The sequence below is a fragment of the Mycobacterium sp. SA01 genome, from assembly GCF_041287105.1.
Lineage (GTDB): Bacteria > Actinomycetota > Actinomycetes > Mycobacteriales > Mycobacteriaceae > Mycobacterium.
In genome coordinates, this window is the sequence record NZ_JBGGNO010000019.1 from 566,673 (window position 1) to 578,770 (window position 12,098).

At 67.4% G+C, this 12,098-nt stretch carries 11 protein-coding genes; 7 read left to right on the forward strand and 4 right to left on the reverse strand.

The window, feature by feature from the left end; all coding sequences use genetic code 11:
* Nucleotides 1-13: 13 nt before the first annotated feature.
* Nucleotides 14-718 (reverse strand): hypothetical protein, encoded by a 705-nt coding sequence (locus AB4879_RS18690; protein WP_142391388.1) that lies wholly within the window; start codon nt 716-718, stop codon nt 14-16.
* A gap of 261 nt (nt 719-979) precedes the next feature.
* On the opposite strand from AB4879_RS18690, the gene AB4879_RS18695 reads away from it, so the two are divergent.
* From AB4879_RS18695 to AB4879_RS18725, 7 genes are all read left to right on the forward strand, one after another.
* Nucleotides 980-1,069 (forward strand): K+-transporting ATPase subunit F, encoded by a 90-nt coding sequence (locus tag AB4879_RS18695; protein ID WP_102808100.1) that lies wholly within the window; start codon nt 980-982, stop codon nt 1,067-1,069.
* On the forward strand, nt 1,069-2,751 hold the full coding sequence (gene kdpA, locus AB4879_RS18700; RefSeq protein ID WP_370508756.1) for a potassium-transporting ATPase subunit KdpA: 1,683 nt from the start codon (nt 1,069-1,071) through the stop codon (nt 2,749-2,751). Before AB4879_RS18695 ends, kdpA begins: the two co-directional genes overlap by 1 nt.
* Nucleotides 2,752-2,753: 2 nt before the next feature.
* On the forward strand, nt 2,754-4,892 hold the full coding sequence (gene kdpB / locus AB4879_RS18705; RefSeq protein WP_370508757.1) for a potassium-transporting ATPase subunit KdpB: 2,139 nt from the start codon (nt 2,754-2,756) through the stop codon (nt 4,890-4,892).
* Nucleotide 4,893: 1 nt separating this feature from the next.
* Complete coding sequence (locus tag AB4879_RS18710) at nt 4,894-5,766, forward strand: potassium-transporting ATPase subunit C (protein WP_370508758.1); 873 nt, start codon at nt 4,894-4,896, stop codon at nt 5,764-5,766.
* A gap of 148 nt (nt 5,767-5,914) precedes the next feature.
* Nucleotides 5,915-8,407: an ATP-binding protein gene (locus AB4879_RS18715; RefSeq protein WP_370508848.1), complete on the forward strand. Its 2,493-nt coding sequence runs from the start codon at nt 5,915-5,917 to the stop codon at nt 8,405-8,407.
* Entirely contained in the window at nt 8,408-9,094 is a 687-nt protein-coding gene (locus AB4879_RS18720; protein WP_083121663.1) for a response regulator, read from the forward strand.
* Between the two features lie 363 nt (nt 9,095-9,457).
* Nucleotides 9,458-9,952 (forward strand): DUF4383 domain-containing protein, encoded by a 495-nt coding sequence (locus AB4879_RS18725; protein WP_370508759.1) that lies wholly within the window; start codon nt 9,458-9,460, stop codon nt 9,950-9,952.
* 7 nt (nt 9,953-9,959) lie between these two features.
* Here the strand turns inward: AB4879_RS18725 and AB4879_RS18730 are convergent, their stop codons facing one another.
* From AB4879_RS18730 to AB4879_RS18740, 3 genes are read right to left on the reverse strand one after another with little or no spacing between them, the layout of a single operon-like run.
* Nucleotides 9,960-10,922: an exopolyphosphatase gene (locus AB4879_RS18730; RefSeq protein ID WP_370508760.1), complete on the reverse strand. Its 963-nt coding sequence runs from the start codon at nt 10,920-10,922 to the stop codon at nt 9,960-9,962.
* Complete coding sequence (locus tag AB4879_RS18735; protein ID WP_370508761.1) at nt 10,907-11,404, reverse strand: DUF501 domain-containing protein; 498 nt, start codon at nt 11,402-11,404, stop codon at nt 10,907-10,909. The genes AB4879_RS18730 and AB4879_RS18735 overlap by 16 nt, the downstream gene beginning before the upstream one ends.
* On the reverse strand, nt 11,397-12,092 hold the full coding sequence (locus AB4879_RS18740) for a septum formation initiator family protein (protein WP_370508762.1): 696 nt from the start codon (nt 12,090-12,092) through the stop codon (nt 11,397-11,399). Before AB4879_RS18740 ends, AB4879_RS18735 begins: the two co-directional genes overlap by 8 nt.
* Between the last annotated feature and the right edge of the window lie 6 nt (nt 12,093-12,098).

Genomic DNA, 12,098 nt, shown 5'->3' on the forward strand with positions numbered 1-12,098 from the left:
TGTGCACGTCCGATCACGCCGCCATGACAACGACGGGACGTGGGAACCGCAACGCCGCGCAGGCGTCGTCGACCGACTCACCGATCTCCTCGGCAAGGTCACGGCGTACTACTGAACTGCCGGTGGTCGGGAGGGCGTCGCCGAGCCCGACGACGAGTCGTGTCAGCACGATATTGTGCCGACGGCGGATGCGATCCATCTCGGCGAGGGTGTCGCCGACCGGGACCGAACAGCCGCCGGCCGCACCGACCTCACACAGCAGTCCGACCAAAATCGTTGACCGGCAAGCGATCACCGCGTCCGCCGCGTTGTGGGAGCCGCGCAGTGCGGCGTCGGTCATGCGCACCAGCACATGGTGGGTGCGGCTGGCCCGCAACGTCGCGATCTGCTCGCGACGGCTGAGCACCAGCCCGCCCACCCCGGCGGCACTGGCCCGGCGAATCCCACCGGTACCCAACTGGTCGGCGTGGACGGTCATCCGCACCGGATGGATGCCGACCGAGATGGCCGAATGCAACTCCGCGACGGTGCGGACATCGACAGCCCAGCTGTGCTCACGAACCCAGCGCGCCACCAGCGCGTCGTGCAGCGCCCCGGCCGGGAACGACACCTCGGCGGGCGCGCACGCGTCCCGGCAGCAGATCATTCGCCGTATCTCCGGATGCTCGACGGGTGGACAGGCCCGGACCCAGGACCGAAAACTTGTCGACAATGTCACTGCAGCACCTCTTTCCTTCCCCCATCGACGGTGCGCGCCCAAACCTCGGGGCCGCTCTGATGCCGCTGTGGGCTCGCTGAATCAACGGGTGGCCGGACTTTCGTCAAGACGGCCCGTTCCGGCGTAAAGAAACCGTCAACGCCGGTGCTGGCGGGGGTTTTCGGGCTCTAGCGTCGCCGTCATGAGTGTCCTCATATTCGTGCTGCTGACCGTGGCGATCTTCGCCCTGCTCGGCCTGGTGCAGAAGCTGGTCGAGCGACTGTGAGCTACGAGAACGTCGTCGGCTTGATCTTGTCCGTGCTACTGGCCCTGTTCGTGGCCGCCGCACTGCTGTTTCCGGAGAGGTTCTAGTGACCACCACATCGGCGGGGATCGTGTTCCTCGTCCTACTCATCCTCGCGCTGGCCGCCGTACATGTGCCGCTGGGCGACTACATGTACCGGGTGTACTCCGACGAGAAGTCCGTCAGGAAAGACTCTGCGGTCGAGCGGGTCATCTACCGACTGATCGGCGCCGACCCGAAGGCCGAGCAGACCTGGGGGGCGTACGCCCGCAGTGTGCTGGCGTTCTCGGCGGTCAGCATCCTGTTCCTGTTCGTCTTCCAGCTGGTGCAGGGCACACTGCCGCTGCACCTCAACAACCCCGGCACCCCGATGACGCCCGCGCTGGCGTGGAACACCGCGGTCAGCTTCGTCACCAACACCAACTGGCAGGCGTATTCGGGTGAATCCACCCAAGGGCACCTGGTTCAGATGGCCGGCCTTGCGGTGCAGAACTTCGCCTCCGCCGCGGTCGGCATGGCCGTCGCGGTCGCGCTGGTGCGGGGGTTCGCCCGCCGCAACGCCACCGAACTGGGCAACTTCTGGGTGGACCTCGTTCGTGGCGCACTGCGGATCCTGCTGCCGATCTCGGTTGTGGCCGCGATCATCCTGATCACCGGCGGCGCGATCCAGAACTTCCATCTGCACGATCAGGTGGTCAACACCCTGGCCGGTGCGCAGCAGACCATCACCGGCGGACCGGTGGCCAGCCAGGAGGCCATCAAAGAGCTGGGCACCAACGGCGGTGGGTTCTACAACGCCAACTCCTCGCACCCGTTCGAGAACCCCACCACGTGGACCAACTGGGTCGAGATCTTCCTGCTGCTGGTGATCAGCTTCTCCCTGCCGCGCACCTTCGGACGCATGGTCGACAGCCGCAAACAAGGATTGGCCATCGCCGCGGTGATGGCTGTGCTCGCGCTCATCAGCGTCACGCTGATGCTGCGGTTCCAGTTGCAGGGCCACGGCACTGTCCCCACCGCCGTCGGATCGGCGATGGAAGGCGTGGAGCAACGGTTCGGGATAGCCGACTCGGCGGTGTTCGCCGACGCCACCACGCTGACGTCCACCGGTGCGGTGGATTCGTTCCACGACTCCTACACCAGCCTCGGCGGCATGATGACGCTGTTCAACATGCAGCTCGGCGAGGTCGCGCCCGGTGGTACCGGATCGGGCTTGTACGGCATGCTGATCCTGGCCGTCATCACGGTCTTCGTCGCCGGCCTGATGGTCGGACGCACGCCGGAGTACCTGGGCAAGAAGATCACTCCCCGCGAAATCAAGCTGGCTGCAAGCTATTTCCTGGTAACGCCGCTGATCGTGCTGACCGGTACCGCCATCGCCATGGCCATGCCCGGGCAGCGGGCAGGCATGCTCAACACCGGGCCGCACGGATTATCGGAAGTGCTGTACGCCTTTACTTCTGCGGCCAACAACAACGGCTCGGCGTTCGCCGGCCTCAGCGTCAACACCGAGTGGTACAACACCGCATTGGGCTTGGCGATGGTGTTCGGCCGGTTCCTGCCGATCATCCTGGTGCTCGCCCTCGCCGGGGCCCTGGCCAAACAGGGCCATACCCCGGAGTCGATCGGCACGCTGCCCACGCATCGGCCCCAGTTCGTCGGCATGGTGGCCGGCGTGACTCTCATCCTGGTGGCCCTGACCTTCCTGCCCATGCTCGCGCTCGGGCCCCTTGCTGAAGGAATTCACTGACCATGACCGTGACCGCAGTCGAGGCCCGTCTCGAGACGGGCGCCACGAAGAAACAGGTACAGGGCGGACTGCTCGACCCCAGGATGCTCCTGACGTCGCTGCCCGACGCACTGCGCAAGCTCGACCCGCGCACGCTGTGGCGCAACCCGGTCATGCTGATCGTCGAGATCGGCGCGGTCTGGAGCACCGTCCTCGCCATTGTCGATCCGAACTGGTTCGGCTGGCTGATCGTCTTCTGGCTGTGGCTGACCGTGGTGTTCGCCAACCTGGCCGAGGCGGTGGCTGAGGGGCGCGGCAAAGCGCAGGCCGAGTCGCTGCGAAAGACCAAGGCCGACACCATGGCTCGCCGACTCGTCGGCTGGGAGCCGGGTCAGTCCGGGCGCGAAGAAGAAGTTGCCGCGCCATTGCTTCACCAGGGCGACACCGTCGTCGTCGAAGCCGGACAGGTGATACCCGGTGACGGTGACGTGCTCGAAGGCATTGCCTCGGTGGACGAGTCGGCCATCACCGGCGAATCGGCCCCGGTCATCCGGGAATCCGGCGGCGACCGCTCGGCGGTCACCGGTGGAACCACCGTCCTGAGCGATCGCATCGTGGTCCGGATCACCCAGAAGCCGGGAGAGAGCTTCATCGATCGGATGATCGCCCTCGTCGAAGGCGCCAATCGGCAGAAGACACCCAACGAGATCGCGCTGAACATCCTGCTCGCCGCACTGACGTTGATCTTCATCTTCGCGGTGGCGACATTGCAGCCGCTGGCGATCTTCGCCAAGGCCAACAATCCCGGTGTGCCCGACTCACTGTCGCTGACCGCCGATGGCGTCTCTGGCATCGTCATGGTCTCACTGCTGGTGTGCCTGATCCCGACGACCATCGGCGCGCTGCTGTCGGCGATCGGTATCGCCGGCATGGACCGGCTGGTGCAACGCAACGTGCTGGCCATGTCCGGCCGCGCGGTCGAAGCCGCCGGTGACGTCAACACGCTGCTGCTGGACAAGACCGGCACGATCACACTGGGCAACCGGCAGGCGTCGGACTTCGTTCCGCTCGAGGGTGTCTCACCGGGGCAACTTGCCGACGCGGCGCAGTTGTCCAGCCTGGCCGACGAGACTCCCGAAGGCCGTTCCATCGTGGTGTTCGCCAAGTCGAACTTCGGCCTGCGCGCCCGCACACCCGGCGAGCTCGTCAATGCGAACTGGGTCGAATTCTCCGCCGCCACAAGGATGTCCGGCGTCGACCTCGAGAACGGGCACCTGCTGCGCAAGGGCGCGGCCAGTACCGTCGCACAGTGGGTACGCGACCAGGGCGGTGCCGTGCCGGCGCAGCTCGGCGACATCGTCGACGGCATCTCCGCGGCCGGCGGCACACCGCTGGTCGTCGGCCAGGTGGTCGACGAGAAGGCCGAAGTCCTGGGCGTCATCCATCTCAAGGATGTGGTCAAGCAGGGTATGCGGGAGCGCTTCGACGAGATGCGCAAGATGGGCATCCGCACGGTGATGATCACCGGCGACAACCCCTTGACCGCCAAGGCGATCGCCGATGAAGCCGGGGTGGACGACTTTCTTGCCGAGGCCACCCCGGAGGACAAGCTCGCGCTGATCAAGCAGGAGCAGGACGGCGGCAAGCTCGTCGCGATGACCGGTGACGGCACCAACGACGCGCCCGCCCTCGCCCAAGCCGACGTGGGGGTGGCGATGAACACCGGCACCTCGGCGGCCAAAGAGGCCGGCAACATGGTCGATTTGGACTCCGACCCGACCAAGCTCATCGAGATCGTCGAGATCGGCAAGCAGCTGCTGATCACCCGCGGGGCGTTGACCACGTTCTCGATCGCCAACGACATCGCCAAGTACTTCGCGATCATCCCGGCGATGTTCGTCGCGTTGTTCCCCGGCCTGGACCTGCTGAACATCATGCGGCTGCACAGCCCGCAATCGGCCATCCTGTCCGCGGTCATCTTCAACGCGCTCGTCATCATCGCGCTGATTCCGTTGTCGCTACGGGGCGTTCAGTACACCCCCAGTAGCGCCTCGAAGCTGCTGAGCCGCAACCTCTACATATACGGCCTCGGCGGGATCATCGCCCCCTTCATCGGGATCAAGCTGATCGACCTCGTCGTCCAATTCTTGCCAGGGATGTGACATGAACTTCTCCAGTCTCGTTCGTCAACACTGGGCGGCGCTGCGGGCGCTGCTGGTCCTCACCGTCATCGTCGGAGTCGGTTACCCGCTGTTCATCTGGCTGGTGGCTCAGATCCCCGGGCTCAAGGACAAGGCCGACGGTTCGATCATCGAGGTGAACGGAAAGCTGTTGGGCTCCAGCCTGATCGGCCAATCGTTCACCGACGATAAGGGCAACCCGCTGCCGCAGTACTTCCAGAGCCGCCCGTCGGCGGCCGGCAACGGATACGACCCGCTGGCCACCGGCGCGTCGAATCTGGGCCCGGAAAGCATCGTGGACAGTCCCGACAAGCCGAGCCTGCTGACCCAGGTCTGCACCCGCAGCAAGGCGGCCGGCGACCTCGACGGCGTCGACGGCACGCGCCCGTTCTGCACCGGCGACGGTGTCGGTGCGGTGTTGTCGGTGATCGGGCCGCGCGACGCCCGCGGCAACGTCGCCGCCCCCACCAAGGTCGTCAGCGTCAACGAGCCGTGCCAGACCACCACGACCCCGTTCCTCGCGACGTACGAGGGTGTGCGGGTGCAATGCGCCCAGTCCGGCGAGGACTACACGGCCGGGCAGATCGTCCCGATCAAGGGTGCGGCCGGTGAACCGGTGGTACCCGCCGACGCGGTGACCGCCAGCGCCAGCGGCCTCGACCCGAACATCTCCCCCGCCTACGCCGACCTGCAGATCGCGCGGGTCGCCAAGGCCCGCGGTGTCAGCGCCGACCAGATTCGGGGTCTTCTCGCCGAGCACACCGACGGCCGCACACTCGGCGTCTTCGGCGAACCGCGTGTCAACGTCCTCGAACTCAACATCGCGCTGGACGAGAAGTTCGGTATCAAGAGCTGATCTCACGGTGGATCGATCTGCGAATAATAGAGACGTGGACACCGTGCAACCGCCGCGCGTGACGTCCGGCGGCGACCCGCCGCCGGACACGTCGTCCGAGAGCGATTCGCAGCCCGCCTCCTGGAGCCCCCGGCCGAAGCGAGGCGAGTTGCGCATCTACCTCGGCGCCGCGCCGGGCGTGGGCAAGACGTTCGCGATGCTCGGCGAGGCGCATCGCCGTCTGGAGCGCGGCACGGATCTGGTGGCCGCCGTGGTCGAGACCCACGGCCGGAAGAAGACGGCCGACCTGCTCAGTGGCATCGAGGTCATCGCACCCCGCTACATCGACTATCGCGGCACCAGCTTCCCCGAACTCGACGTGCCTGCCGTGCTGGCCCGCAAGCCGCAGGTCGTGCTCGTCGACGAGCTGGCCCACACCAACACACCCGGCAGCAAGAACCCCAAACGCTGGCAGGACGTCGAGGAGCTGCTCGACGCCGGCATCGCGGTGATCTCGACGGTCAACGTCCAACACTTGGAGAGCCTCAACGACGTCGTCGCACAGATCACCGGCATCGAGCAGCAGGAGACGGTGCCCGACGAGATCGTCCGCAGCGCCGCCCAGATCGAGTTGGTCGATATCACCCCGGAGGCGCTGCGGCGCAGGCTTTCTCATGGCAATGTCTACGCACCGGAGAAGGTCGACGCGGCACTGTCGAACTACTTCCGCCGGGGCAACCTGACCGCGCTTCGGGAACTCGCGCTGCTGTGGCTGGCCGACCAGGTGGACGCCGCACTGGCCAAATATCGTGCCGACAACAAGATCACCGCGACCTGGGAAGCCCGCGAGCGTGTCGTCGTCGCGGTCACCGGTGGCGGCGAGTCAGAGACGTTGGTGCGCCGGGCATCTCGGATCGCATCGAAGGCCAGCGCCGAGCTGATGATCGTCCACGTGGCACGAGGCGACGGATTGTCCGGGGTCTCGGCACCGCAGATGGGGAAAGTCCGCGAGCTGGCCGCCAGCGTGGGCGCCACCGTGCACACCGTCGTCGGCGACGATGTGGGCAAGGCGCTGTTGGACTTCGCCCGCGAGATGAACGCCACCCAGCTGGTGATCGGCACGTCCCGGCGGTCCCGGTGGGCCCGCGTCTTCGACGAAGGCATCGGCGCGGCGATCGTCCAGGACTCCGGCAAGATCGACGTGCACATGGTGACCCATGAGGAGGCCAAGCGGGGCTTCTCGGTGCGGGCGGCGTCGCCCCGCGAACGCCGGCTGATCTCCTGGCTGGCCGCCGTCATCGTGCCGTCGGTCATCTGCGCGTTCACCGCGCTCTTCCTGGACAAGTACCTGTCCATCGGCGGCGAGAGCGCCATGTTCGTGGTCGGCGTGCTGATCGTCGCGCTGCTCGGCGGTGTGGCGCCGGCGGTGGTGTCGGCCATGCTGTCCGGTCTGCTGCTCAACTACTTCCTCACCGCACCGCGCTATACCTTCACCATCGCCGAACCCGACGCCGCCGTCACCGAACTGGTCCTGCTGATGCTCGGCGTCGCGGTCGCGATCCTGGTCGACCGTGCGGCCAGCCGCCAACGTGAGGCACGGCGCGCCTCCCAGGAAGCCGAGCTGCTGACCTTGTTCGCCGGCTCCGTGCTGCGCGGCGCGGATCTGGCCACGCTGCTGGAGCGGGTCCGCGAAACCTACTCGCAGCGGGCCGTGAGCATTCTGCGGGTCCGCGGACAGGACGAACAGATCGTCGCCTGTGTCGGCAAGGACCCTTGTGTGACAGTCGATTCCGCCGACACCGCCATCGAGGTCGGCGACGACGAGTTCTGGATGCTGATGTCCGGGCGCAGTCTGCCCGCCCGCGACCGGCGGGTACTCACCGCCGTCGCCAAGCAGGCCGCCGGGCTGGTCCGCCAGCGGGAACTCACCGAGGAAGCCAGCAAGGCCGAGGCGATCGAGAAGGCCGACGAACTTCGCCGCTCATTGCTGTCCGCGGTCAGCCACGACCTGCGCACACCGCTGGCCGGCGCCAAAGCTGCTGTGTCGAGCCTGCGTTCCGACGACATCGGCTTCTCCGAGGAGGACACCGCCGAACTGCTAGCCACCGTCGAGGAGTCGGTGGACCAGCTGACCGCACTGGTGGACAACCTGCTGGATTCGTCGCGGTTGGCCGCCGGGGTGGTCCGTCCCGAGCTCAAGCGGGTGTATCTCGAAGAGGTGGTCCAGCGTGCGCTGCTGAGCATCGGCCGCGGCTCCACCGGATTCGGCGCCAAGGGCCTCGACCGGGTGAAGGTCGACGTCGGAGATGCGGTGGCGCTGGCCGATGCCGGGCTGCTGGAGCGGGTGTTGGCGAACCTGGTCGACAACGCTCTGCGGTACGCCCCCGAATCGATCGTGCGGATCAACGCGGGCCGTGTCGGCGATCGGATGCTCATCAACGTCGTCGACGAAGGACCCGGCGTGCCTCGCGGCACCGAGGAGCAGCTGTTCGAGCCGTTCCAGCGCCTCGGCGACCGGAACAACAAATACGGTGTCGGACTGGGCCTTTCGGTTGCCCGCGGATTCGTCGAGGCGATGGGCGGCACGATATCGGCCACCGACACACCCGGCGGCGGTCTCACTGTGATCGTCGACCTGGCCGCGCCGCCGGGAGGGCGGTGAATGAGCAAGATCAAGGTGTTGGTGATCGACGACGAGCCGCAGATCCTGCGGGCGTTGCGGATCAATCTGAGCGTGCGCGGCTACGAGGTGATCACCGCCGCCACCGGCGCGGCGGCGCTGAAGGCCGCCGCCGAACAACGGCCGGACGTGATCGTGCTGGACCTCGGACTGCCCGATATGGACGGCATCGAGGTCCTCGGCGGGCTGCGCGGCTGGCTGACCGCGCCGGTGATCGTGCTGTCCGCCCGCACCGACTCCGCGGAGAAGGTCGATGCGCTCGATGCCGGCGCCGACGACTACGTGACCAAGCCGTTCGGGATGGACGAATTCCTGGCCCGGTTGCGCGCGGCGGTGCGCCGCGGGGCAGCCGCCTCGGAGACCGACGAGCCGGTCATCGAAACCGATTCATTCACAGTCGATCTGGCCGCCAAGAAGGTGATCAAGAACGGTGCCGAGGTTCACCTGACGCCCACCGAGTGGGGCATGCTCGAAATGCTGGTGCGCAACCGCGGCAAGCTGGTGGGCCGTGAGGAATTGCTCAAGGAGGTGTGGGGCCAGGCGTACGCCAAGGAGACCCACTATCTGCGGGTGTACCTGGCGCAGCTGCGCCGCAAGCTGGAGGACGACCCGTCGCATCCGCGGCACCTGTTGACCGAAGCTGGCATGGGCTATCGGTTCGAGCAGTGACGGTGGCCCGGCCGGTTCATCGAAATCGACGGCAGCGCGGGAAAATTCGAGAGCCCATCTCGCTGGCGTCGATCTCGGCGGCCCGCGCGGTACAGCTGTGGCGGCTGTGGTCGGCGGGGCGCGATGGACTCGTGAATCCCGACCGCGGGGCTCGGCCGCGAACTAGGGTGAGAACCATCCTGGCGAAGGAGATGATGTGTCATGAACCAGCCCAAACACACCGGTGGCTGCACCTGCCGTTGTAATGCCTGCGACGGCGGCCACCACTGCCACAACATCGGCAGCGGCTGCAAGGTCAAGCTCTAACCGACGGTGCCCGCGCTCGCGGGTTGACCGGCTGTATTGACGGGTATGCAGACCCTCATGGAGACAGCCCGTTCCGGCAGGCTCCAGCGGGCACGGGTCGGCCTGCTGGCGGTACAGGGAGCCGCGGTGCTGGTCGCCGCGGCGTTCCTTGCTGTCGCGATCGCCGGCTTCATTCCCGGTTTGACCACACATCTGGATCAGCTGCACTGGGCGCACGGTTCACGCTCGCAGCTGTTCGGTGTCTTCGAGACGTCGGTGGTGCACAACCTGCTGCACTTGGGCTTCGGCGTGGCCGGTCTGGCACTCGCGGGCACGTTCGCCCGAGCGCGGGCATACCTGATCGGCGGCGGGGTGATCTTCTTGGGCCTCTGGGTCTACGGTCTGCTCATCGACCTTTCCGGTCCGCGAAACATCTTGCCGCTCAACGATGCCGACAACTGGCTTCACCTCGCGATCGGCGTGGTCATGACACTGCTGGGCGTCACGCTCGCCGGCACCAAGACACCGACCGGTGCCGACGGGGAACCGTTGGTGCTGCCCGAGGACGAGTGAGAGACGCTCAGGCGAGCGACAGCGCGATCCCGTCGAGGATGTCGTGCTCGCTGACCACCAGCGCGTCGATCCCCGCCCGCTGACCCAGCGCGTAGGCGAGTTCCTCGACGACGATCGAACCGCCGCCGATGACGTCGACGCGACCCTCGTGCATCGGACCGAGCGCGGCACGCTGCTTGCGGGTCATCCCGACGAGTTGCTCGCAGACCGCAAGCAAGTCCGGAACCCCGATCCGCGACAGATGGATGGCCGCGGGATCGTAGGTGGTCATGTGCTGGGCCAGCGCGGCGATCGTGGTGAACGTGCCCGCCACCCCCACCCAGGTCTTCGCCTGGTCCACGGGTACCGCGCGCAATGCCTCGCCGAGACGTTCTCGCACCACCTCGCGGGCGGCGGCGATCTCGGTCGCGGTCGGCGGATCGGAGTGCAGGCAGCGTTCGGTGAGCCGCACGCATCCGATATCGGCGGAGAAGCTGGCCTGCACGCCGCCTGCCTCGTTACCCAGCACCACCTCGGTGGAGCCGCCGCCGAGGTCGACAACCACGAACGGCCCTGCGGCACTGTCCAGTTCACCTACCGCGCCGTTGAACGACAGCTCCGCTTCCTCGTGCCCGGTGATCACCTCGGCGACCGCGCCGGACACCACCGGGTCCAGCACCTCGGCGGTCATCGCGAAGAACACGTCACGATTGGCCGCATCCCGAGTGGCCGACGTCGCCACCATCCGCACCTTGCCGACATCGAACTGCTTGAGCAGCGCGGCGTAGTCGACCAGCGCGGCCTGCGTGCGGGCCAGTGCGTCAGGGGCGAATTGCCCGGTGGCGTCCACACCTTGACCGAGCCGCACGATGCGCATGTCCCGGTGCACATCGTGCAGGCGCCCCTCGGCCAGGTCGGCGATCAGTAGCCGGATCGAGTTGGTGCCGCAGTCGATGGCCGCAACCCGGTTCGTCTCTACGATGATGTCCACTCCTCGTTGTCCAGGATTCCCGCCATCCCCGGCTCGGCGGCCAGCACGGCCAGCGCCTCGTCGCCGAATGGGTTGACGCCCCTGCCTTTTGCCAATGAATGCGCGATCACCACGTGCAGACACTTGACCCGGTCGGGCATGCCACCCCCGGTGAACGTGGTGCCCAGCGGCTCGATCGCGTCACGCTCGGCCAGGTACGACTCGTGGGCCCGCCGGTAGGCCGCGGCCAGGTCCGGGTCCTGAGCCAACCGCTCACTCATGCCGCGCATCAGCCCGTCGGACTCCAGCCGGCTCGCCGCCGCGGTCAGCACCGGATGGGTCAGGTAGTACAGCGTCGGGAACGGCGTGCCGTCGGGCAGCCGGGGCGCGGTTTTCACCACGGCCGGTTCACCGTTGGGGCAGCGATAGGCGATCTCCAGTACGCCGCGCGGCTCGCGCCCGAGCTGCCGCGCCACCGCGTCGAGATCGGCGGGGTCAACCACCGGGCGCCGGGGGTGGTGCGGGACCGGGTTCAGGTGGCGGCGCGGGATCGGCGGCCGGGACCGGTGGCGGCCCGTGCGGGGTGTCGGCGATGGTGTGCCACAACGAGGTGTACCAGGGGTCGTTACTGCGCACCGGCGCGGCCTGCGGCCCGGTATCGGGTGTGACGACAGCTCCCGGCGGCAGCTGCACCTGATAGGGGATGTCGCCCGGCATCACGAAGCCGAGCCGCTCACGAGCCTGCGCCGCGATGTACACCGGATCAGCCAGCTTGGCCTTCTGCGACTCCAGATCGGCGATCTGCTGTCGCAGCGCGGCCTCTGTCGCGGCGAGCTGCTTCATCTCGGTGCGCTGCGCGAAATAGGTGCGCACCGGACCGGCGATGGTCAGCGTGAGCACGCAGACCACCGCAGCCAGGATGGCCGCGCGGCGGGCGGTGAAGCCCAGCCGCTGTTCGCTCTGACGCTCCGCCGATGCCGCGATGGCCCGGCGGACCGGTTCGGAGACCGTGTGCCCGGTCTCGGATGCGGCAGGCGCGACAACTCCGACCGCCTCCGGTTTGGCCCTGGTCTCGGTGGGACGGGGGTCTTTCTTGGCCGACGGCGACGTACGTGCGCGGACACGACCCGAGCCCCCCGGCCGGGAGGCCGGTGAGCGTCGCTTCGAATCGGGCCGCTTGCTTTCCGCCACAGTCTC